General features: G+C 54.6%; 19 protein-coding genes and 2 tRNA genes. 17 read left to right on the top strand and 4 right to left on the bottom strand.

Annotation, left to right across the window (positions count from 1 at the left end; translation table 11 throughout):
- The first annotated feature begins 63 nt into the window (after positions 1–63).
- The 5 genes from ftsH to FOY93_RS19790 all read left to right on the top strand — a co-directional run bounded on the left by ftsH (position 64) and on the right by FOY93_RS19790 (position 4,927).
- A complete protein-coding gene (gene ftsH, locus FOY93_RS19810) occupies positions 64–1,998 on the top strand; it encodes an ATP-dependent zinc metalloprotease FtsH (RefSeq protein ID WP_029739626.1) in 1,935 nt (644 codons plus the stop codon).
- Positions 1,999–2,096: 98 nt separating this feature from the next.
- The gene (gene folP / locus FOY93_RS19805) at positions 2,097–2,945 is read left to right on the top strand and encodes a dihydropteroate synthase (protein ID WP_133295205.1); all 849 of its coding nucleotides are present in this window, start codon (positions 2,097–2,099) and stop codon (positions 2,943–2,945) included.
- Complete coding sequence (glmM, locus tag FOY93_RS19800) at positions 2,938–4,275, top strand: phosphoglucosamine mutase (RefSeq protein ID WP_023309339.1); 1,338 nt, start codon at positions 2,938–2,940, stop codon at positions 4,273–4,275. Before folP ends, glmM begins: the two co-directional genes overlap by 8 nt.
- A gap of 223 nt (positions 4,276–4,498) precedes the next feature.
- Complete coding sequence (gene secG / locus FOY93_RS19795; RefSeq protein WP_023309338.1) at positions 4,499–4,831, top strand: preprotein translocase subunit SecG; 333 nt, start codon at positions 4,499–4,501, stop codon at positions 4,829–4,831.
- Positions 4,832–4,840: 9 nt separating this feature from the next.
- A tRNA-Leu gene (locus tag FOY93_RS19790) sits at positions 4,841–4,927 on the top strand.
- Between the two features lie 188 nt (positions 4,928–5,115).
- Here the strand turns inward: FOY93_RS19790 and argG are convergent.
- Positions 5,116–6,462 (bottom strand): argininosuccinate synthase, encoded by a 1,347-nt coding sequence (gene argG / locus FOY93_RS19785; protein ID WP_023294661.1) that lies wholly within the window; start codon positions 6,460–6,462, stop codon positions 5,116–5,118.
- 287 nt (positions 6,463–6,749) lie between these two features.
- On the opposite strand from argG, the gene FOY93_RS19780 reads away from it, so the two are divergent.
- The 12 genes from FOY93_RS19780 (at position 6,750) to mtr (ending at position 20,434) form a co-directional block, all read left to right on the top strand.
- A tRNA-Met gene (locus FOY93_RS19780) sits at positions 6,750–6,826 on the top strand.
- Between the two features lie 207 nt (positions 6,827–7,033).
- Positions 7,034–7,486: a ribosome maturation factor RimP gene (gene rimP, locus FOY93_RS19775; protein ID WP_014833432.1), complete on the top strand. Its 453-nt coding sequence runs from the start codon at positions 7,034–7,036 to the stop codon at positions 7,484–7,486.
- Between the two features lie 28 nt (positions 7,487–7,514).
- Entirely contained in the window at positions 7,515–9,017 is a 1,503-nt protein-coding gene (nusA, locus tag FOY93_RS19770) for a transcription termination factor NusA (protein WP_136195032.1), read from the top strand.
- 24 nt (positions 9,018–9,041) lie between these two features.
- Entirely contained in the window at positions 9,042–11,729 is a 2,688-nt protein-coding gene (gene infB / locus FOY93_RS19765; protein WP_008501472.1) for a translation initiation factor IF-2, read from the top strand.
- Between the two features lie 89 nt (positions 11,730–11,818).
- Positions 11,819–12,223 (top strand): 30S ribosome-binding factor RbfA, encoded by a 405-nt coding sequence (gene rbfA / locus FOY93_RS19760; protein ID WP_136195033.1) that lies wholly within the window; start codon positions 11,819–11,821, stop codon positions 12,221–12,223.
- The gene (truB, locus tag FOY93_RS19755) at positions 12,223–13,173 is read left to right on the top strand and encodes a tRNA pseudouridine(55) synthase TruB (protein WP_133295202.1); all 951 of its coding nucleotides are present in this window, start codon (positions 12,223–12,225) and stop codon (positions 13,171–13,173) included. Before rbfA ends, truB begins: the two co-directional genes overlap by 1 nt.
- Positions 13,174–13,327: 154 nt before the next feature.
- Positions 13,328–13,597 carry a 30S ribosomal protein S15 gene (gene rpsO / locus FOY93_RS19750; RefSeq protein ID WP_003861789.1) on the top strand — a complete coding sequence of 90 codons (270 nt, stop codon included), beginning with the start codon at positions 13,328–13,330 and terminating at the stop codon, positions 13,595–13,597.
- A gap of 242 nt (positions 13,598–13,839) precedes the next feature.
- Positions 13,840–15,978, top strand: coding sequence for a polyribonucleotide nucleotidyltransferase (gene pnp / locus FOY93_RS19745; protein WP_008501475.1), 2,139 nt, complete (start codon positions 13,840–13,842; stop codon positions 15,976–15,978).
- A 108-nt stretch (positions 15,979–16,086) separates the two neighbouring features.
- On the top strand, positions 16,087–16,971 hold the full coding sequence (gene nlpI, locus FOY93_RS19740; RefSeq protein ID WP_032642338.1) for a lipoprotein NlpI: 885 nt from the start codon (positions 16,087–16,089) through the stop codon (positions 16,969–16,971).
- Between the two features lie 107 nt (positions 16,972–17,078).
- Complete coding sequence (gene yrbN / locus FOY93_RS24130) at positions 17,079–17,159, top strand: protein YrbN (RefSeq protein WP_100122156.1); 81 nt, start codon at positions 17,079–17,081, stop codon at positions 17,157–17,159.
- Positions 17,152–19,047 carry a DEAD/DEAH family ATP-dependent RNA helicase gene (locus FOY93_RS19730; RefSeq protein WP_133295200.1) on the top strand — a complete coding sequence of 632 codons (1,896 nt, stop codon included), beginning with the start codon at positions 17,152–17,154 and terminating at the stop codon, positions 19,045–19,047. Before yrbN ends, FOY93_RS19730 begins: the two co-directional genes overlap by 8 nt.
- A 142-nt stretch (positions 19,048–19,189) precedes the next feature.
- Positions 19,190–20,434 carry a tryptophan permease gene (gene mtr / locus FOY93_RS19725; RefSeq protein WP_115876390.1) on the top strand — a complete coding sequence of 415 codons (1,245 nt, stop codon included), beginning with the start codon at positions 19,190–19,192 and terminating at the stop codon, positions 20,432–20,434.
- Between the two features lie 84 nt (positions 20,435–20,518).
- Here mtr and FOY93_RS19720 read toward each other — a convergent pair whose 3' ends face one another.
- The 3 genes from FOY93_RS19720 to ubiU form a co-directional block, all read right to left on the bottom strand.
- Positions 20,519–21,526 (bottom strand): luciferase-like monooxygenase, encoded by a 1,008-nt coding sequence (locus FOY93_RS19720; protein WP_143345582.1) that lies wholly within the window; start codon positions 21,524–21,526, stop codon positions 20,519–20,521.
- 78 nt (positions 21,527–21,604) lie between these two features.
- Positions 21,605–22,483, bottom strand: coding sequence for a U32 family peptidase (locus FOY93_RS19715; RefSeq protein ID WP_111964957.1), 879 nt, complete (start codon positions 22,481–22,483; stop codon positions 21,605–21,607).
- A 7-nt stretch (positions 22,484–22,490) separates the two neighbouring features.
- Positions 22,491–23,486 carry a ubiquinone anaerobic biosynthesis protein UbiU gene (ubiU, locus tag FOY93_RS19710; protein ID WP_021242249.1) on the bottom strand — a complete coding sequence of 332 codons (996 nt, stop codon included), beginning with the start codon at positions 23,484–23,486 and terminating at the stop codon, positions 22,491–22,493.
- Positions 23,487–23,532: the final 46 nt, after the last annotated feature.

Raw genomic sequence — 23,532 nt, 5'->3', positions numbered from 1 at the left:
ATATAGAGTATCCTGACGCTGTTTTTAACACAGTTGTAATATGAGGTTAATCCCTTGAGTGACATGGCGAAAAACCTAATACTCTGGCTGGTCATTGCCGTTGTGCTGATGTCAGTATTCCAGAGCTTTGGGCCCAGCGAGTCGAATGGCCGCAAGGTGGATTATTCTACCTTCCTGCAGGAGGTCAATCAGGACCAGGTTCGCGAAGCGCGTATCAACGGACGTGAGATCAACGTTACCAAGAAAGATAGTAACCGTTACACGACTTACATCCCGGTGAACGATCCTAAGCTGCTTGATAACCTTCTGACCAAAAACGTCAAGGTGGTAGGTGAGCCGCCAGAAGAACCAAGCCTGCTGGCTTCTATCTTCATTTCCTGGTTCCCGATGCTGCTTCTTATCGGCGTCTGGATCTTCTTTATGCGCCAGATGCAGGGCGGCGGTGGCAAAGGTGCCATGTCGTTCGGTAAGAGCAAGGCACGTATGCTAACGGAAGACCAGATCAAGACCACGTTCGCTGACGTCGCCGGTTGTGACGAAGCGAAAGAAGAGGTCGGTGAACTGGTTGAATACCTGCGTGAACCGAGCCGTTTCCAGAAGCTGGGCGGTAAGATCCCGAAAGGGGTGCTGATGGTTGGCCCTCCGGGTACCGGTAAAACCCTGCTGGCGAAAGCCATCGCGGGTGAAGCGAAGGTGCCGTTCTTTACTATTTCAGGTTCTGACTTCGTAGAAATGTTCGTGGGTGTCGGTGCATCTCGTGTGCGTGACATGTTCGAGCAGGCCAAGAAGGCAGCACCGTGCATTATCTTCATCGATGAAATCGACGCCGTAGGCCGCCAGCGTGGCGCAGGTCTGGGCGGTGGTCACGATGAACGTGAACAGACGCTGAACCAGATGCTGGTTGAGATGGACGGCTTCGAAGGTAACGAAGGTATCATCGTTATCGCGGCGACTAACCGTCCGGACGTACTTGACCCTGCGCTGCTGCGTCCAGGCCGTTTCGACCGTCAGGTTGTTGTGGGTCTGCCGGACGTTCGCGGTCGTGAACAGATTCTGAAAGTTCACATGCGTCGCGTGCCGCTGGCGCCAGATATCGATGCGGCAATCATTGCGCGCGGTACCCCGGGCTTCTCCGGTGCGGATCTGGCTAACCTGGTCAACGAAGCTGCTCTGTTTGCCGCTCGCGGTAACAAGCGCGTCGTATCGATGGTTGAGTTCGAGAAAGCGAAAGACAAAATCATGATGGGTGCGGAACGTCGCTCCATGGTGATGACGGAAGCGCAGAAAGAGTCCACGGCATACCACGAAGCGGGTCATGCGATTATTGGTCGCCTCGTGCCGGAACACGATCCGGTGCATAAAGTGACGATTATTCCGCGCGGTCGTGCGCTGGGTGTGACCTTCTTCCTGCCTGAAGGCGATGCGATCAGCGCCAGCCGTCAGAAACTGGAAAGCCAGATTTCTACCCTCTACGGTGGTCGCCTGGCAGAAGAGATTATCTACGGTGTGGAACATGTTTCTACCGGTGCGTCCAACGACATTAAAGTGGCGACAAACCTGGCGCGTAACATGGTGACTCAGTGGGGCTTCTCCGACAAACTCGGTCCGCTGCTGTATGCAGAAGAAGAGGGCGAAGTATTCCTGGGCCGTTCTGTGGCTAAAGCGAAACATATGTCCGATGAGACGGCACGTATCATCGACCAGGAAGTAAAATCTCTGGTAGAGCGTAACTATGCGCGTGCACGCCAGATCCTGACCGACAATATGGACATCCTGCATTCGATGAAAGATGCGCTCATGAAATATGAGACCATCGATGCACCGCAGATTGACGACCTGATGGCGCGCCGTGAAGTGCGTCCGCCAGCAGGCTGGGAAGACCCAGGCGCTTCCAATAATTCTGACAACAATGGCACCCCGCGTGCGCCGCGTCCGGTTGATGAACCGCGTACGCCAAACCCGGGCAACACTATGTCAGAACAGTTGGGCGATAAGTAAGCCACTGCTGTTGAAGCGTTTGTCTGTACCTCAAACCCTGGAGCTTGCTCCGGGGTTTTTCATTTCTGTTTAACGATATAGATACCAGGGATTTCGCCATGAAATTATTCGCTCAGGACTCGCATCTCGATCTTTCACATCCCCACGTGATGGGGATCCTGAATGTTACCCCTGACTCCTTCTCTGACGGCGGTGCGCATAACACGCTTATCGAGGCGGTTAAGCACGCGAATTTAATGATTAATGCGGGTGCCACCATCATTGACGTTGGCGGCGAATCGACGCGTCCAGGCGCGGCGGACGTGTCTGTGGAAGAAGAGCTGGCGCGCGTGGTGCCGGTCGTTGAAGCAATCGCACAGCGGTTTGAAGTGTGGATCTCCGTTGACACCTCCAAACCGGAGGTGATCCGTGAAGTGGCGAGAGTAGGCGCTCACATTATCAATGATATCCGTTCACTTACCGAACCGGGGGCGATTGAGGCGGCTGCGGAAACGGGGCTGCCGGTTTGCCTGATGCATATGCAGGGCCAACCAAAAACTATGCAGGACGCGCCGAAGTATGACGATGTCTTTGCCGACGTAAATCGCTTCTTTATTGAGCATATCGAACGTTGTGAACGTGCCGGTATCCCAAAAGAGAAATTGCTGCTCGACCCGGGGTTCGGTTTCGGTAAAAATCTCTCACACAACTATGCGCTGCTTGCGCGCTTATCGGAATTCCATCATTTTGACCTGCCGTTACTGGTAGGGATGTCAAGAAAGTCGATGATTGGGCAGTTGCTGAACGTGGGGCCGGGCGAACGCCTGAGCGGCAGTCTGGCCTGCGCGGTGATTGCGGCGATGCAGGGCGCGCACATTATTCGTGTCCATGACGTCAAAGAAACAGTAGAAGCCATGCGTGTGGTGGAAGCCACACTGGCAGCGAAGGAAAACAAACGCTATGAGTAATCGTAAATATTTTGGTACCGACGGTATCCGTGGGCGCGTAGGCGATGCTCCCATCACCCCTGATTTTGTCCTGAAGCTCGGCTGGGCTGCTGGTAAAGTGCTTGCGCGTCATGGCTCACGTAAAATTATCATCGGTAAAGACACCCGTATTTCGGGCTATATGCTGGAGTCCGCCCTGGAAGCGGGTCTGGCGGCTGCGGGACTGTCCGCCTCCTTTACGGGCCCAATGCCAACGCCTGCAGTCGCGTATCTGACGCGCACCTTCCGTGCGGAAGCGGGGATTGTCATTTCAGCTTCTCACAACCCGTTCTACGACAACGGCATTAAATTCTTCTCCATTGATGGCACCAAGCTGCCTGATGACGTGGAAGAAGCTATTGAAGCTGAGATGGAAAAAGAGATCACCTGTGTTGATTCCGCAGAGCTGGGTAAAGCGAACCGTATCGTCGATGCGGCGGGTCGCTATATCGAATTCTGTAAAGGTACCTTCCCGAATGAGCTGAGCCTGGCTCATCTGAAAATTGTGGTGGACTGTGCGAATGGCGCGACCTATCACATCGCCCCAAATGTCTTCCGCGAACTGGGTGCGAAAGTAATCACCATTGGCTGCGAGCCGGATGGTCTGAACATTAATGAGCAGGTGGGGGCAACTGACGTTCGTGCCCTGCAGGCGCGCGTGCTGGCCGAAAAAGCCGATCTGGGTATTGCGCTGGACGGCGACGGTGACCGCGTGATCATGGTTGATCACGAAGGTAACAAGGTCGATGGCGACCAGATCCTCTACATTATTGCGCGTGAAGGTCTGCGTCAGGGTCAGCTGCGCGGCGGTGCGGTCGGGACGCTGATGAGTAACATGGGCCTGGAACTGGCGCTGAAACAGCTCGGTATTCCGTTCGTTCGCGCAAAAGTGGGTGACCGCTATGTGTTGGAAAAATTGCAGGAGAAGGGCTGGCGTATCGGCGCTGAGAATTCAGGTCACGTGATCCTGCTCGACAAAACCACCACCGGTGACGGTATTGTGGCCGCGCTGCAGGTGGTTGCTGCTATGGCGCGCAACCATATGAGCCTGCACGACCTTTGCAGCGGCATGAAAATGTTCCCACAGATCCTGGTAAACGTACGCTTTACTGCCGGTAAAGGCGATCCGCTGGAAAATGAGAACGTCAAAGCGGTGATGGCTGACGTTGAAGCGGCCCTTGGCAATCGTGGACGCGTGCTGCTGCGTAAATCCGGCACTGAACCGCTGATCCGCGTGATGGTGGAAGGTGAAGACGAAGCGCAGGTAACCGAATTCGCGCACCGTATTGCGGATGCTGTAAAAGCTGCATAATCTTGCACGCTAAATGTTTAAAAAGGCGGCGTTTGCCGCCTTTGTTTTAAGCAATTAATGGCTTTTTGCTGTTTTTTTCCGCAGTTGATACAATGCGTCGAAAATGCCCTTGCGAAGGTGATTCGCTTTGGTTAGTATTCACACCCGCTTCAGTGGGAAACAGAAATCCTGCTAATTGGTCGAAGCATTGGTATGCGGCAAATCCGCAAGGAACAGGTTGATTATGTACGAAGCTCTTTTAGTTGTTTTCCTTATTGTAGCCATCGCTCTCGTAGCGCTGATTATGCTGCAGCAAGGTAAAGGCGCTGATATGGGAGCCTCCTTCGGAGCAGGCGCTTCCGGTACGCTGTTCGGTTCAAGTGGTTCTGCGAACTTCATGACCCGCACTACGGCGATTCTGGCTACGCTGTTCTTCATCATCAGCCTGGTGCTTGGCAATATCAACAGCAACAAGACCAGCAAAGGAAGCGAGTGGGAAAATCTGAGCGCGCCAGCGAAAACTGAGCAGACTCAGCCAGCTGCACCGGCTAAGCCAACCAGCGATATCCCGCACTAAGTATTCTGTACCGAGGTGGTGGAATTGGTAGACACGCTACCTTGAGGTGGTAGTGCCCTAACGGGCTTGTGGGTTCGAGTCCCATCCTCGGTACCAATATTCCAGAAAAAAGACGTCGAAAGACGTCTTTTTTTTTCGTCTGCATATTCTGAGGTGTGGTTTTGTAGGCCCGGTAAGCGCAGCGCCACCGGGCAAAATGGCGGGTGGCGCTGCGCTTACCCGCCCTACGAAAGTCCAAATAAAAAAGGCGTCCCCAGGACGCCTTTTGCATGCTACATCAGCGATTACTTCTTATCGCTATGCTCCAGGTTTTCAACCTGAGGCAGGCCGTTACCGGAATTCGCGGAGAGCAGGCCATTCTCAACATAGTTGAACAGCTTCTCGCGGGTATCGGTAATGTCCAGATTACGCATGGTCAGCTGACCAATACGATCGTCCGGTGAGAACACGGATTCACCTTTCTCCATGGTCAGACGCTCTGCTTTATAGGTCAGGTTGTCAGACACCGTATTCAGAATGGAGTAGTCGTTACCGCGACGCAGTTCCAGGGTCACCTCACCGGTGATCGCGCTTGCCACCCAACGCTGCAGGGCATCACGCAGCATCAGTGCCTGAGGATCGAACCAGCGGCCCTGATACAGCAGTTTACCCAGCTGACGGCCATGAGAGTGATACTGCTCAATGGTGTCTTCGTTGTGAATACCAGTCAGCAGACGCTCGTAAGCAATATGCAGCAGCGCCATTCCCGGGGCTTCATAGATGCCACGGCTTTTCGCTTCGATGATACGGTTTTCAATCTGATCGCTCATGCCCAGGCCGTGACGACCACCAATACGGTTAGCTTCCAGCATCAGCTCAACGTCATCAGAGAAGGTTTTGCCGTTCAGCGCAACCGGATGACCACGTTCGAAACGCACGGTCACTTCTTCTGCCGGGATCTTCACGTTCTCATCCCAGAACTTCACGCCCATGATTGGGTTAACGATCTTCACGCTAGAGTTCAGGAATTCCAGGTCTTTCGCTTCGTGCGTCGCACCCAGCATGTTGGAGTCGGTGGAGTAGGCTTTCTCGACGGACATCTTATAGTCAAAGCCGCAGGCGATCATAAACTCGGACATCTCATGACGACCACCCAGCTCGTCGATGAAGTCGGTATCCAGCCACGGTTTGTAGATCTGCAGTTCGGCGTTGGTCAGCAGGCCATAACGATAGAAACGTTCGATATCGTTTCCTTTATAGGTGCTGCCATCACCCCAGATGTTGACGCCGTCTTCTTTCATCGCCGCAACCAGCATGGTACCGGTCACCGCACGGCCCAGCGGAGTGGTGTTGAAATAGGTCAGGCCGCCGGTGGTGTTATGGAATGCACCACACTGAATAGCCGCGATACCTTCCGCGACCAGTTGCTTACGGCAGTCAATCAGGCGCGCGTTCTCTGCACCATACTCTTTCGCGCGACGAGGAATAGCATCATAGTCGTCCTCATCCGGCTGACCCAGGTTCGCAGTATAAGCATACGGAACCGCTCCCTTCTGGCGCATCCACAGCAGTGCAGCGCTGGTATCCAGGCCACCTGAGAAAGCGATGCCAATACGTTGTCCTACCGGAAGATGCTTGAGAATCGTCGTCATAGAATAAAACCCTGCTTGATTGACTGATTAGAGACCGCTTTCGCTCTCTTGTGCATTTTTATGCAAAATAAGTGAGTATTCATTTAATCATCTTTTGGCGAAGACCGGAAGAGACTCGTGCGTTTTTTGTAAAAATTTTGGTCTGATCGATCTGGCGGAAGTCGCCTTGACAGGTGGGGTCAACTATCAATATACTAAACGCCGATTTTACGTCCCGTCTTCGGTACCAAATCCCAGCATTATTTGCAAATTCTGTCCAAAACGCGTAGAATTTGCCACGTTTCAGGCGCGGGGTGGAGCAGCCTGGTAGCTCGTCGGGCTCATAACCCGAAGGTCGTCGGTTCAAATCCGGCCCCCGCAACCACTTTCCCATAAAGTTCTTTTTCAAATATACTGTGAAGACTTAGAGCCTTCGTAGCTGGATTTGAAAAAATTCTTTCGGAGAGTGCTCCAGGCCACAGTTGTGGCTATAGGGTTCAGTTATCTAAAGCCCCGATTTATCGGGGTTTTTTGTTATCTGACTACAGAATAACTGGGCTTTACGCCCTTTTTTTATGTCTTGGGGGTGGGCTTGTCCACATTAGAGCAAAAATTAACAGAGATGATTACTGCACCGGTCGAAGCACTGGGCTACGAACTGGTCGGCATCGAATTCGTTCGCGGCCGTACATCGACGCTGCGCATCTATATTGATAGTGAAGATGGCATCAATGTTGATGATTGTGCTGATGTCAGCCACCAGGTGAGTGCGGTTCTTGATGTTGAAGACCCAATTACCGTTGCGTACAACCTGGAAGTTTCCTCACCTGGCCTCGATCGCCCGATGTTCACGGCCGAGCACTATGTGCGCTTTACCGGTGAAGAAGTGGCTCTCGTTCTGCGTATGGCCGTACAGAACCGCCGTAAATGGCAGGGAATTATCAAAGCCGTTGATGGTGAAATGATCACGGTGACAGTCGAAGGCAAAGATGAAGTGTTCGCGCTGAGTAATATCCAGAAGGCGAACCTGGTTCCCCACTTTTAACAGTCTGGATTGAGGTGAAAAGCCCGCGATGAACAAAGAAATTTTGGCTGTTGTTGAAGCCGTCTCCAACGAGAAATCACTGCCGCGTGAGAAGATTTTTGAAGCGCTGGAAAGTGCACTGGCTACAGCAACCAAGAAAAAATACGAACAAGAGATCGATGTTCGCGTAGAAATCGATCGTAAAAGCGGTGACTTCGATACATTCCGTCGTTGGGTAATCGTTGAAGAAGTGACCCAGCCGACTAAAGAGATCACGCTGGAAGCCGCCCGTTTTGAAGACGAAAGTCTGAACGTGGGTGACTACGTTGAAGATCAGATTGAATCTGTGACCTTCGACCGTATCACTACCCAGACCGCTAAACAGGTTATCGTGCAGAAAGTGCGCGAAGCCGAGCGCGCGCTGGTTGTCGATCAGTTCCGCGATCAGGAAGGCGAGATCATCACCGGTGTGGTGAAGAAAGTGAACCGCGACAACATCTCCCTGGAGATCAAATCCGAAGGGTTGCCGGGTAACGCTGAAGCCGTGATCCTGCGTGAAGATATGCTGCCGCGTGAAAACTTCCGTCCAGGCGACCGTATTCGCGGTGTTCTGTACGCCGTTCGCCCTGAAGCGCGTGGTGCACAGCTCTTCGTGACCCGTTCTAAACCAGAAATGCTGGTAGAACTGTTCCGTATTGAAGTACCGGAAATCGGTGAAGAAGTTATTGAGATTAAAGCGGCGGCTCGCGATCCGGGCTCCCGTGCGAAAATTGCGGTGAAAACCAACGACAAGCGTATCGACCCGGTCGGTGCTTGCGTCGGTATGCGCGGTGCGCGCGTCCAGGCTGTTTCTACTGAGCTGGGCGGTGAACGAATTGATATCGTTCTGTGGGATGACAACCCGGCGCAGTTCGTGATCAACGCAATGGCTCCAGCTGATGTGGCGTCTATCGTTGTTGACGAAGACAAACACACCATGGATATCGCTGTTGAAGCGGGCAACCTGGCGCAGGCAATCGGCCGTAACGGTCAGAACGTACGCCTGGCGTCACAGCTGAGCGGCTGGGAACTCAACGTCATGACCGTTGATGACCTGCAGGCTAAGCATCAGGCTGAAGCCCATGCGGCGATCGATACCTTCACCAAGTACCTGGATATTGACGAAGATTTCGCCACTGTTCTGGTAGAAGAAGGTTTCTCTACGCTGGAAGAACTGGCCTATGTGCCAATGAAAGAGCTGCTGGAAATTGACGGTCTGGATGAACCAACCGTTGAAGCCCTGCGTGAACGCGCTAAAAACGCACTGACCACCCTGGCACTGGCTCAGGAAGAAAGCCTTGGCGATAAGAAGCCGGCTGATGACCTGCTGAATCTGGAAGGTCTTGATCGTGCGATTGCGTTCAAGCTGGCTGCCCGTGGTGTTTGTACGCTGGAAGATCTCGCTGAGCAAGGCGTTGATGACCTGGCTGATATCGAAGGTTTAACCGACGATAAAGCCGGCGAGCTCATCATGGCCGCACGTAATATTTGCTGGTTCGGCGACGAAGCGTAATAAACTGTAGCAGGAAGGAACAGCATGACTGATGTAACTGTAAAATCGCTGGCTGCTGAGATTCAGACCTCCGTGGACCGCCTGGTACAGCAATTTGCTGATGCAGGGATCCCGAAGTCCGCTGATGACTCGGTAACCGCGCAAGAAAAACAAACCTTGTTAACGCACCTGAACCGTGAACACGGCTCTACGCCTGACAAGTTAACGCTGCAGCGCAAAACGCGTAGCACGTTAAACATCCCTGGTACCGGTGGCAAAAGCAAATCGGTACAAATTGAAGTCCGCAAGACGCGCACCTTTGTAAAACGTGATCCGCAAGAGGCAGAACGCCTTGCCGCGGAAGAGCAGGCACAGCGTGAAGCGGAAGAACAAGCTCAGCGTGAGGCGGAAGCAGCCGCCAAACGTGAAGCAGAATTAAAAGCTGAACGTGAGGCCGCAGAAAAAGCGAAACGCGACGCAAGTGATAAAGTGAAGCGTGACGCTGCGGAAAAAGACAAAGTGAGCAATCAACAGACAGACGAAATGACCAAAACCGCCCAGGCTGAAAAAGCCCGCCGTGAAAATGAAGCTGCCGAGCTGAAGCGTAAAGCGGAAGAAGAAGCCCGCCGTAAGCTGGAAGAAGAAGCTCGCCGCGTCGCCGAAGAAGCGCGTCGCATGGCAGAAGAAAATGAGAAGAACGGTGTTGATACCGCTGAGCAGTCTGAAGACACCAGCGACTATCACGTGACCACTTCTCAGCACGCACGTCAGGCTGAAGATGATAACGACCGTGAAGTAGAAGGCGGCCGTGGCCGTGGTCGTAATGCAAAAGCAGCGCGTCCGGCGAAAAAAGGTAACAAGCACGCGGAATCCAAAGCTGACCGTGAAGAAGCACGCGCGGCTGTTCGCGGTGGTAAAGGCGGCAAGCGTAAAGGTTCCGCTCTGCAGCAGGGCTTCCAGAAGCCGGCTCAGGCCGTTAACCGTGACGTTGTGATCGGCGAAACCATTACCGTTGGCGAACTGGCGAACAAGATGGCGGTTAAAGGCTCTCAGGTCATCAAAGCAATGATGAAGCTGGGCGCGATGGCAACCATCAACCAGGTGATCGATCAGGAAACCGCACAGCTGGTTGCGGAAGAGATGGGCCACAAAGTTATCCTGCGTCGTGAAAACGAGCTGGAAGAAGCAGTAATGAGCGACCGTGACACAGGTGCTGCGGCAGAACCGCGCGCACCGGTAGTGACCATCATGGGTCACGTTGACCACGGTAAAACCTCGCTGCTTGACTACATTCGCTCTACCAAGGTTGCCTCTGGCGAAGCGGGTGGTATTACTCAGCACATCGGTGCATACCACGTAGAAACTGACAACGGTATGATCACCTTCCTGGATACCCCAGGCCACGCCGCGTTTACCTCAATGCGTGCTCGTGGTGCTCAGGCGACGGATATCGTTGTTCTGGTTGTTGCTGCAGACGACGGCGTGATGCCACAGACCATCGAAGCTATCCAGCACGCGAAAGCAGCGGGTGTGCCGGTTGTGGTTGCAGTGAACAAGATCGATAAGCCAGAAGCGGATCCCGATCGTGTTAAAAACGAACTTTCCCAGTACGGTATCCTGCCGGAAGAGTGGGGCGGCGAAAGCCAGTTCGTACACGTGTCTGCGAAAGCGGGTACCGGTATCGACGAACTGCTGGACGCGATCCTGCTGCAGGCCGAAGTTCTGGAGCTGAAAGCCATCCGTAACGGTATGGCGAGCGGTGCGGTTATCGAATCCTTCCTGGATAAAGGACGTGGCCCGGTTGCTACCGTTCTGGTTCGCGAAGGTACGCTGCATAAAGGCGATATCGTTCTGTGCGGTTTCGAATACGGTCGCGTTCGTGCGATGCGTAACGAACTGGGTCAGGAAGTGCTGGAAGCAGGTCCGTCCATTCCAGTGGAAATCCTGGGTCTGTCCGGTGTTCCGGCTGCTGGTGACGAAGTGACCGTGGTGCGTGACGAGAAGAAAGCGCGTGAAGTGGCACTGTATCGTCAGGGCAAATTCCGTGAAGTTAAACTGGCTCGTCAGCAGAAATCTAAACTCGAGAACATGTTTGCCAACATGACCGATGGCGAAGTTCACGAAGTGAACATCGTTCTGAAAGCCGACGTTCAGGGTTCTGTGGAAGCGATCTCCGACTCCTTGCTGAAACTGTCTACCGACGAAGTGAAAGTGAAGATCATCGGTTCTGGCGTAGGTGGTATCACCGAAACCGACGCGACCCTGGCTGCTGCCTCCAACGCTATCCTGGTTGGCTTCAACGTTCGTGCGGATGCCTCTGCGCGTAAAGTGATTGAATCCGAAAGCCTGGATCTGCGTTACTACTCCGTCATCTATAACCTGATCGACGAAGTGAAAGCAGCGATGAGCGGCATGCTGTCTCCTGAGCTGAAACAGCAGATCATCGGTCTGGCTGAAGTACGTGACGTGTTCAAATCACCGAAATTCGGTGCGATCGCGGGCTGTATGGTTACCGAAGGTAACATCAAGCGTCACAACCCAATCCGTGTACTGCGTGACAACGTGGTTATCTACGAAGGCGAGCTGGAATCCCTGCGCCGCTTCAAAGATGACGTTAACGAAGTCCGTAACGGCATGGAATGTGGTATCGGCGTGAAGAACTACAACGACGTTCGCGTTGGCGATATGATCGAAGTGTTCGAGATCATCGAAATTCAGCGTACCATCGCTTAATTTCCGATTGTAAGCCGGGATCGCCTCGCGCCACCCGGCAATAATTTCAAAAAGGGGCTTTAGCCCCTTTTTTGTCTGGAGAATTTATTATGGCGAGAGAATTTGGTCGCCCTCAGCGCGTAGCGCAGGAAATGCAGAAAGAGATCGCACTCATTCTGCAACGTGAAATCAAAGACCCGCGCGTCGGCATGATGACCACCGTTTCCGGTGTAGAAATGTCCCGCGATTTGGCCTATGCAAAAGTGTTCGTCACCTTCCTGAACGATCAGGACGAAGCCGCAGTGAAGAACGGCATTAAAGCGCTGCAGGAAGCTTCTGGTTTCATCCGCTCTCTGCTCGGCAAGGCGATGCGCCTGCGTATCGTGCCTGAATTGACTTTCTTCTACGACAACTCGCTGGTCGAAGGTATGCGTATGTCCAACCTGGTGACCAGCGTGGTTAAACATGACGATGAGCGTCGTGTTAACCCGGCGGACGACAGCAAGGAGGACTGATGAGTCGTCCTCGTCGTCGTGGTCGCGACGTGCATGGTGTGCTGCTGCTGGATAAACCCCAGGGCGCTTCCAGCAACGACGTGCTGCAAAAAGTGAAGCGTATTTTTAACGCCAACCGTGCGGGCCACACCGGCGCGCTCGATCCGCTGGCAACTGGCATGCTGCCGATCTGCCTGGGAGAGGCGACAAAGTTTTCCCAGTACCTGCTCGACTCCGATAAGCGTTACCGCGTTATCGCTAAGCTGGGCCAGCGCACGGATACCTCCGACGCGGATGGCCAGGTCGTGGAAGAGCGTCCGGTGACCTTCAGTGCGAAGCAGCTTGATGCGGCGCTGGAGAGCTTCCGTGGGGATACGATGCAGGTGCCGTCGATGTATTCGGCGCTGAAGTATCAGGGCAAAAAACTCTACGAATATGCGCGCCAGGGTATTGACGTCCCGCGTGAAGCCCGTCCGATTACCGTGTATGAGCTGCTCTTTATTCGCCACGAAGGTGATGAGCTGGAGCTGGAAGTGCACTGTTCGAAAGGGACCTATATTCGCACCATCATTGATGACCTCGGTGAAAAGCTGGGCTGCGGCGCGCATGTGATTTACCTGCGTCGCCTTGCGGTGAGCAAGTACCCGGTGGAGCGAATGGTGACCCTGGAACATCTGCGCGAGCTGGTTGAACAGGCGGAATCTCAGGGGATCGCGCCGGCAGAGCTGCTCGACCCACTGCTGATGCCGATGGACAGTCCGGCTGCGGACTTCCCGGTTGTTAATCTTCCTTTAACATCGTCCGTTTACTTTAAGAACGGCAACCCGGTTCGTACGTCAGATGCGCCGCTGGAAGGCCTGGTACGCGTGACTGAAGGTGACGAAGGGAAATTCATCGGCATGGGCGAAATGGATGGCGAAGGGCGCGTTGCGCCGCGTCGTCTGGTCGTCGAATATCCGGTCGACGCGTGACGGTGATAACGGCTCACCTTGCGATAAGCAGGGGAGACGAGTAGAATATCGCCGCTTAACGCCTGGTAAATTGTTTAACAATCTGCGGGGCGTACATGGGATCGCTGAATTAGAGATCGGCATCCTTACATTCTTTATACTTTGGAGTTTGAAAATGTCTCTAAGCGTTGAAGCTAAAGCTAAAATCGTTTCTGAGTTTGGTCGTGGTACTAACGACAGCGGTTCTACCGAAGTTCAGGTTGCACTGCTGACTGCACAGATTAACCACCTGCAGGGTCACTTTGCAGAGCACAAAAAAGATCACCACAGCCGTCGTGGTCTGCTGCGTATGGTTTCTCAGCGTCGTAAACTGCTCGACTACCTGAAACGTAAAGATGTTGCACGCTACACCGCGCTGATCGAGCGTCTGGGTCTGCGTCGCTAATTCTTGCGAGTTTCAGAAAAGGGGGCCTGATGGCCCCTTTTTTCAAGCAGACGGCAGCAATTCACTGGAAACTATTGTATTGTTGCTATAAATGATCTTCATTGCAGAGGTTCGCGCGGCTAATGAGAGGCTTCACCCATGGGGGTGTTGGTTGTCATTAGTCGCGAGGATGCGAAGAAGGTCGGGTTAAATCGACAGCACACCGGCGGTGTGCTGTCAAACATTTAAGAAAGGACAGAACTTTGCTGAATCCGATCGTTCGTAAATTCCAGTATGGTCAACATACTGTCACGCTGGAAACCGGCATGATGGCACGTCAGGCGACTGCTGCCGTTATGGTAAGCATGGATGACACTGCGGTATTCGTTACCGTTGTGGGCCAGAAAAAAGCTAAACCAGGTCAGGACTTCTTCCCGCTGACCGTTAACTACCAGGAGCGTACCTACGCTGCCGGTAAAATCCCGGGTGGTTTCTTCCGTCGTGAAGGCCGTCCAAGCGAAGGCGAAACCCTGATCGCGCGTCTGATTGACCGCCCGGTTCGCCCGCTGTTCCCTGAAGGCTTCGTCAACGAAGTGCAGGTTATCGCGACCGTTGTTTCCGTTAACCCACAGGTTAACCCGGACATCGTGGCGATGATCGGTGCGTCCGCAGCCCTGTCACTTTCTGGTATTCCATTCAATGGTCCAATCGGTGCCGCGCGCGTGGGTTACATCAACGACCAGTACGTGCTGAACCCAACTCAGGAAGAGCTGAAAGAAAGTAAGCTGGACCTGGTGGTTGCGGGTACCGAAGCCGCTGTGCTGATGGTTGAATCCGAAGCTGAACTGCTGAGCGAAGACCAGATGCTGGGCGCTGTGGTCTTCGGCCATGACCAGCAGCAGGTTGTTATCCAGAACATCAACGACCTGGTGAAAGAAGCCGGTAAACCACGTTGGGACTGGCAGCCAGAAGCGGCCAACGACGCGCTGAACGCACGTGTTGCTGCACTGGCAGAATCTCGTCTGAGCGATGCATACCGCATCACCGACAAACAGGAGCGTTACGCTCAGGTTGACGTGATCAAATCTGAAGTAACCGCGACCCTGGTTGCCGAAGACGAAACGCTGGACGCTAACGAAATTGGCGAAATCCTGCACGCTATTGAGAAAAACGTTGTTCGTAGCCGCGTGCTGGCTGGCGAGCCGCGTATCGATGGCCGTGAAAAAGACATGATCCGTGGTCTGGACGTGCGTACTGGCGTGCTGCCACGTACTCACGGTTCTGCGCTGTTCACCCGTGGTGAAACGCAGGCGCTGGTTACCGCGACCCTGGGTACAGCCCGTGACGCGCAGATCATCGACGAACTGATGGGCGAGCGCACTGACAGCTTCCTGTTCCACTACAACTTCCCTCCGTACTCCGTAGGTGAAACCGGCATGGTTGGCTCACCGAAGCGTCGTGAAATTGGTCACGGTCGTCTGGCGAAGCGCGGCGTGCTGGCAGTGATGCCAGAAGCAGACAAATTCCCATACACCGTACGTGTGGTGTCTGAAATCACAGAATCTAACGGTTCTTCTTCCATGGCTTCCGTGTGTGGTGCCTCTCTGGCGCTGATGGATGCAGGCGTGCCAATCAAAGCCGCCGTTGCGGGTATCGCAATGGGCCTGGTGAAAGAAGGCGACAACTATGTTGTTCTGTCTGACATTCTGGGCGACGAAGACCACTTGGGCGATATGGACTTCAAAGTAGCGGGTTCCCGCGACGGTATCTCTGCGCTGCAGATGGATATCAAAATTGAAGGTATCACCAAAGAGATCATGCAGGTTGCGCTGAACCAGGCTAAGGGTGCACGTCTGCACATCCTGGGCGTGATGGAACAGGCTATCAACGCGCCACGCGGTGATATCTCTGAATTCGCACCGCGTATTCACACCATCAAGATCAATCCAGACAAGATCAAAGATGTTATCGGTAAGGGCGGTTCCGTAATCCGTGCGCTGACCGAAGAGACCGGCACCACCATCGAAATCGAAGATGACGGTACTGTGAAGATCGCAGCAACCGACGGCGAGAAAGCGAAATTCGCGATCCGTCGCATCGAAGAAATCACTGCAGAAATCGAAGTGGGCCGTGTGTATGCAGGTAAAGTGACCCGTATCGTTGACTTTGGCGCGTTCGTTGCCATCGGTGGCGGTAAAGAAGGTCTGGTTCACATCTCTCAGATCGCTGACAAGCGCGTTGAGAAAGTGACCGATTACCTGCAGATGGGTCAGGAAGTGCCGGTTAAAGTTCTGGAAGTCGATCGCCAGGGCCGTATCCGTCTGAGCATTAAAGAAGCAACCGAGCAGTCTCAGCCAGCTGCTGCGCCAGAAGCACAGGCAGCAGAACAGCAAGGCGAGTAAGTTGCCATTTGCCCTCTGCTTTGCGGAGGGCCTATTATCAGGCAGGACGCCTTGTTAAGCCGCCGGGGGACAGGACGTTCATCCAATAGTTGTCTTCGGGAGTGGGAAATGAAGCCTTTTTTGCGCTGGTGTTTCGTTGCGACAGCTTTAACGCTGGCAGGATGCAGCAACTCTGCCTGGCGTAAGAGCGAAGTCCTCGCAGTGCCATTGCAACCGACTTTGCAGCAGGAAGTGATCCTGGCACGCATGGAACAAATACTTGCCAGTCGGGCTTTAACCGATGACGAACGCGCACAGCTTTTATATGAGCGCGGAGTGTTGTATGATAGTCTCGGTCTGAGGGCATTGGCGCGAAATGATTTTTCACAAGCGCTGGCTATCCGACCTGATATGCCTGAAGTATTCAATTACTTAGGCATTTATTTAACGCAGGCAGGCAATTTTGATGCTGCCTATGAAGCGTTTGATTCTGTACTTGAGCTTGATCCAACTTACAACTACGCGCACTTGAATCGCGGTATCGCATTGTATTACGGCGGTCGTGACAAGTTAGCGCAAGATGATCTGCTGGCGTTTTATCAAGACGATCCTAATGATCCTTTCCGTAGCCTGTGGCTTTACATCGTTGAGCGGAAGCTCGATGAGAAGCAGGCAAAAGAGGCACTGAAACAGCGCTTCGATAAATCGGACAAGGAACAGTGGGGATGGAACATTGTCGAGTTCTACCTGGGCAACATTAGCGAAGCAACGCTGATGGAACGCCTCAAGGCGGACGCAACGGATAACACCTCGCTCGCTGAGCATCTCAGTGAAACCAACTTCTATTTAGGTAAGTACTACCTAAGTCTGGGGGATATGGACAGCGCTACGGCACTGTTCAAATTAGCGGTTGCTAACAACGTACACAACTTCGTTGAGCACCGTTATGCATTGTTGGAATTATCGCTCTTGGGCCAGGAGCATGACGACCTGGCAGAATCGGACCAGCAATAGCTGACGACATAAACATCAGCCCGTAATCTTTTGATTGCCATCACCTTAACTGGTGAGGGCGTTGTTGTTCGTCAATACACCTACTTTGAGCCGGTTCACACTTTTCAATGAAAATTGCTAATCATTTTCACGATGAGCTAAGTAGACTGGCCGCCATTGACATTGAGGCACTCGTACTACATGGCTGAATTCGAAACCACTTTTGCAGATCTGGGCCTGAAGGCTCCTATCCTTGAAGCCCTTAACGATCTGGGTTACGAAAAACCATCTCCGATCCAGGCTGAGTGTATCCCACACCTGCTTTCTGGTCGTGACGTGCTGGGCATGGCCCAGACTGGTAGCGGTAAAACTGCAGCATTCTCGCTGCCGCTGCTGAACAACATTGATCCGGACCTGCGTGCACCGCAGATCCTCGTCCTGGCTCCAACCCGTGAACTGGCTGTTCAGGTTGCAGAAGCAATGACGGAATTCTCTAAACATATGCGCGGCGTAAACGTGGTAGCCCTGTACGGCGGCCAGCGTTATGACGTGCAGTTACGCGCCCTGCGCCAGGGTCCACAGATTGTTGTCGGTACGCCGGGCCGTCTGCTGGATCACCTGAAGCGCGGTACTCTGGACCTCTCTAAACTGAGCGGCCTGGTGCTGGATGAAGCAGATGAAATGCTGCGTATGGGCTTCATCGAAGACGTCGAAACCATCATGGCGCAGATCCCGGACGGTCATCAGACCGCGCTGTTCTCTGCCACCATGCCAGAAGCGATTCGTCGTATCACCAAACGCTTCATGAAAGATCCGCAGGAAGTGCGTATTCAGTCCAGCGTAACCACTCGCCCGGACATCAGCCAGAGCTACTGGTCTGTGTACGGCATGCGTAAAAACGAAGCGCTGGTACGTTTCCTGGAAGCGGAAGATTTTGATGCGGCGATTATTTTCGTTCGCACCAAAAACGCGACCCTGGAAGTGGCTGAAGCCCTGGAGCGTAGCGGCTATAACAGCGCAGCGCTGAACGGCGACATGAACCAGGCTCTGCGTGAGCAGACTCTGGAGCGTCTGAAAGACGGTCGTCTGGATATCCTGATTGCAACCGACGTGGCAGCACGTGGTCTGGACGTTGAGCGTATCAGCCTGGTTGTTAACTATGACATCCCGATGGATTCCGAGTCTTACGTTCACCGTATCGGCCGTACCGGTCGTGCGGGTCGTGCTGGCCGTGCGCTGTTGTTCGTTGAGAACCGCGAGCGTCGTCTGCTGCGTAACATCGAACGCACCATGAAGCTGACCATTCCAGAAGCGGACCTGCCAAACGCAGAGCTGCTGGGCAAACGCCGTCTGGAAAAATTCGCCGCTAAAGTACAGCAGCAGCTGGAAAGCAGCGATCTGGATCAGTACCGTGCGCTGCTGTCGCAGATTCAGCCTGTTGCTGAAGGCGAAGAGCTGGACATGGAAACCCTGGCCGCAGCACTGCTGAAAATGGCTCAGGGCGAACGTAGCCTGATCGTGCCACCAGATGCGCCGATGCGTCCTAAGCGTGAATTCCGTGACCGTGACGATCGCTTCGAACGTCGTGGCGACCGTAACGATCGTGGCCCACGTGGTGACCGTCCAGAGCGTGGTGGTGAAGACCGTCCACGTCGTGAACGTCGCGACGCAGGTGACATGGAACTGTACCGCATTGAAGTGGGCCGTGATGATGGCGTTGAAGTTCGTCACATCGTTGGCGCGATCGCTAACGAAGGCGACATCAGCAGCCGTTACATCGGTAACATCAAGCTGTTCGCATCCCACTCTACCATCGAGCTGCCAAAAGGCATGCCGGGTGAAGTACTGCAGCACTTTACGCGTACCCGCATCCTGAACAAGCCGATGAACATGCAGCTGCTGGGCGATGCACAGCCACGTCCTGACCGTGGCGGCGAACGTCGTGGCGGTGGTCGCGGTTTCGGCGGCGAGCGTCGTGAAGGCGGTCGCAGCGAAGGTCGCGGTGGTGAAGGTCGTCGTTTCTCCGGCGAGCGCCGCGAAAGCCGTGGCCCGCGTCGTGAAGAAGGCTCCAGCCGTCGTCGTTTCGGTGACGCGTAAGCCTTACGCTTCTGACGTAAAGTAAAATATACAGCCCCGATTCATGCGATCGGGGCTTTTTTTATTCCTTTTGTACTCCTGTACTGGTACAGTGCGTCACATTAAAATGCAGAACCGTATGATTGACTGGAGAAAAGGCTGTATGGCGACACTAACCACCACCCAAACGTCACCTTCGCTGCTTGGCGGCGTGGTGATCATCGGCGGAACCATTATAGGTGCCGGGATGTTTTCCCTGCCCGTGGTCATGTCCGGTGCGTGGTTCTTCTGGTCGCTGGCCGCGCTGGTCTTTACCTGGTTCTGTATGCTCCATTCCGGGCTGATGATCCTCGAGGCGAACCTGAACTACAGGATTGGCTCCAGTTTCGACACCATCACCAAAGATCTGCTGGGCAAAGGCTGGAATCTGGTGAACGGGCTGTCCATCGCGTTTGTGCTGTATATCCTCACCTACGCGTATATTTCAGCGAGCGGCTCGATTCTGCATCACACCTTCTCGGAGATGTCGCTGAACGTTCCGGCGCGTCTGGCGGGGCTATGTTTTGCGCTGGCTGTGGCGTTTATCGTCTGGATGAGTACCAAAGCGGTGAGTCGTATGACGGCAATCGTACTGGGCGCGAAGGTCATCACCTTCTTCCTGACCTTCGGCAGTCTGTTGGGGCACGTGACGCCCGCCACGCTGTTTAACGTCGCCGAAGTGAACACCTCCTACACGCCTTACCTGCTGATGACCCTGCCGTTCTGTCTGGCGTCGTTCGGCTACCACGGTAACGTGCCGAGCCTGATGAAGTACTACGGCAAAGATCCGCGTACCATTGTGAAGTGTCTGGTCTATGGAACGCTGCTGGCGCTGGGGCTGTATGTGATTTGGCTGCTGGGGACGATGGGCAACATCCCGCGTCCGGAATTTATCGGCATTGCCCAGAAGGGCGGTAACATTGACGTGCTGGTGCAGGCGCTGAGCGGCGTGCTGAACAGCCGCAGCCTGGATCTGCTGCTGGTTATCTTCTCTAACTTTGCGGTGGCGAGCTCTTTCCTCGGCGTGACGCTGGGCCTGTTTGACTACCTGGCGGATCTGTTTGGCTTTGATGATTCTGCGATGGGGCGCTTCAAAACCGCGCTGCTGACCTTCCTGCCGCCGATTGTGGGCGGCCTGCTGTGGCCGAACGGTTTCCTTTACGCCATCGGCTATGCAGGGCTGGCGGCAACCATCTGGGCGGCAATTGTGCCCGCGCTGCTGGCACGTAAATCACGTAAACGCTTCGGCAGCCCGAAATTCCGCGTCTGGGGCGGCAAGCCGATGATTGCACTGATCCTGGTGTTTGGGGTAGGTAACGCACTGGTCCACGTGCTGTCGACTTTTAACCTGCTGCCTGTGTATCAGTAAACGCAAAGCCCGGTGGCGCTACGCTTACCGGGCCTACAGGGATCGCGTAGGCCGGATAAGGCGAAGCCACCATCCGGCAAAAACCTACCCCACCAACTCCTCTTTCACCTGCATCGCCAGCTCAAACGAGTGCAAACGCGCCTGGTGATCGAAAATCTGGCCGTTAACCATAATTTCATCCGCCTGCGTTTCGCGCAGTACCGCCTCCAGCCCGTGACGCACTTTCGCTCTATCGCCTACCAGCGACATGCTCAGCGCCTGCTGCACGCCATACTGTTCGGAGGCTGACCACAGCTGATGCATATTCTCCACCGGTGGCGGAAGCTGGCCCGTTTCACCGCGACGCAGCTTCACAAACGCCTGCTGCATGGAGGTAAACAGGAATTCCGCGTCGCGATTGCTGTCGGCGGCAACGATGTTGATACACACCATCGCGTACGGCTTCTCCAGACGCTCGGACGGTTTGAAGTTCGTGCGGTAGAGATGCAGCGCCTGATGCAGCATATCCGGCGCGAAGTGCGAGGCAAATGCAAACGGTAGCCCCAGTTGGGCGGCAAGCTGCGCGCTGTAGAGGCTCGAGCCCAGCAGCCACACCGGGATCTTCTCGCCGTAGCCCGGTACCGGACGCACGTGCGGGTTCGGATCGCGCGCGTCGAACCAGTCCACCAGTTCGGCCACGTCGCGCGGGAAGTTGTCGATATCGCCGCTCATATGGCGACGCAGGGCACGCATGGTCGGCTGGTCGCTGCCCGGCGCACGGCCAAGCCCTAAATCGATACGGCCCGGATAGAGGGTATTCAGGGTCCCAAACTGCTCGGCGATCACCAACGGAGCGTGGTTTGGCAGCATCACGCCGCCGGATCCCAGGTGCAGTGTGGTGGTGTTTGCCGCCAGATAACCAATCAGTACCGAGGTGGCTGCGCTGGCGATGCCCACCATGTTGTGGTGTTCGGCCAGCCAGTAGCGGTGATAGCCACGCTTTTCGGCCAGCTGAGCCAGATCCAGAGAGTGCGAAAAGGCTTCTCTTGCCGAGGAGCCTTGTGGGATCGGCGCCAGATCCAGCACCGAAAACGGAATGGTTTTGTCAGTCATAACAGCTCACTTTGTCGACGGTGAATCTTTAATACTGCATTAAAAAATGATAACCGTTGTTAACAAAGTGAGCCTTTTTTAGGCCTGAAGTTCCAGTCCTGCGAGCCGTCGCCAGTAGCCGTTACAGTCGCTGTTTGCCGTAAGCGGCAGCGGAGCAGCACCGTTTTCGTTGGCGCGGAAGGCATCCAGCATCGCAAACACGCCGTTATCAAGCGGTGACAGGCGCACCATATCCACCAGCCCGTCCATAGACGCCAGCTCGTTGCCGAGGTTATAGACATAGCCGCTCATGGTCTGAATGCCGTTGAGAACAAACACCTGCTGGTTCTCCTGGGACAGCATGCTGCGTCCGTTTGGGTACTTAATACAGCAGGTTTCGCACTCGTCTTTTGGACGGTCTTCCGAGCGTGCGGTAAAGCAGCGGGCGGAATAGGCCAGCGGCAGATGCCCGTAGCTCAGCACTTCCACTTCAAACTTGTTACGAATGCCCAACTCTTCGCACTGGGTCAGCAGGTTTGCCAGCCAGTCGCGGGAGAGCTCAACAGGCATACACCAGCGCGTCATCCCCTGTTTGAGCAGCAGGCGCAGGGTCACGGCGTTATAACAGTTAAGGGCATGGCCCGCGACAAACGGCAGCCTGCGTTCGGCGCACATGTTCACCACGCCGAGATCGCTCGCCTCCAGCAGGAACTCGCCGTTCTCTACGTAGCGTTTCAGCTCGCCCAGTTCAGAAGAGGCCTGCACCAGCGCGAGCGTGGAGAGCACGACCTGTTTGCCGCTGCCGGCCAGGTTTTTCGCCATATCAAGCCAGTCGCCCACTTTGGTGGCGCGGCGTTTGCTACACACCGCTTCGCCGAGGTAAATCACATCGGCGCTGCTGGAGGCAGCCTGTTGGTAAAAATCTTCCAGCGTCTCTTTTGGCCAGTAGTAAAGCACCGGCCCTAATGAATATTTCATGATTTTCTCACTGCCATTTACGGTGATACGCGCCCAGCGTGGTTTGCGTGCCTTCGGACATCGATCCGAGCGTTTCCATCCAGGCCTGCTGCGGGGCGTAGTTCTGCGGGTCCGCCATGCAGCGGTCGATGGCCTGACGCCACACTTTCGCCACCTGGCTCACGTAGGCCGGGCTGCGCTGACGACCTTCGATTTTCACCGAGGCAATATTGGCCGCCAGCAGTTCAGGCAGCAGCTCGAGCGTATTAAGGCTGGTAGGCTCTTCGAGCGCGTGGTAGCGCTCGCCGTCGACCAGATAGCGGCCTTTACACAGCGTCGGATAACCGGCGTTTTCACCATCCTGATAGCGGTCAATCAGCACCTCATTCAGACGAGATTCCAGCCCCTGCGGCGTTTGTTGCCAGCGAACGAAGCGGGCAGGGGAGCAGGCCCCGACGGTATTCGGCGACTCGCCGGTCAAATACGAGGAAAGATAGCAACGGCCTTCGGCCATAATGCACAGGCTGCCAAAGGCAAAAACTTCCAGCGGCACTGGCGTGACGCGCGCGAGTTGCTTAACCTGATGAATAGAGAGCACGCGCGGCAGCACCACGCGGGCCACGTCAAAGTTTCGGTGATAAAAACGCACGGCCTCTTCGTTGGTGGCAGATGCCTGAACAGAGACGTGGCGCTCAATATGGGGATAGCGTTCTGCCGCATACTCAAGCATAGCTAGGTCGGCCAGAATCAGCGCATCGGCACCCAGCTGTGCCGCCATATCCACCGCGCGCTGCCAGCGGGCGTAGCCGTCAGGATGAGCAAAGGTATTGATGGCGATATGCAGCTTGCGGCGGTGCTGGTGAACGAAGTTAACGGCTTCCTGAAGCTTTTTCTCCGTAAAGTTGAGGCCGGCAAAATGGCGGGCGTTGGTGTCATCTTTCAGCCCGATATAGACCGCATCGGCCCCATTTTCGATGGCCGCCTTAAGCGCCGGAAGATTTCCGGCTGGGCAGAGCAGCTCCATAATTTATCCTGATGTTGTCGATCGCAAAAATGTTAACGAGCTGGGA

The organism is Enterobacter sp. 18A13, from assembly GCF_007035975.1.
Classification (GTDB): Bacteria; Pseudomonadota; Gammaproteobacteria; order Enterobacterales; family Enterobacteriaceae; genus Enterobacter; species Enterobacter vonholyi.
This window is presented reverse-complemented; position numbering and strand designations above follow the sequence as displayed.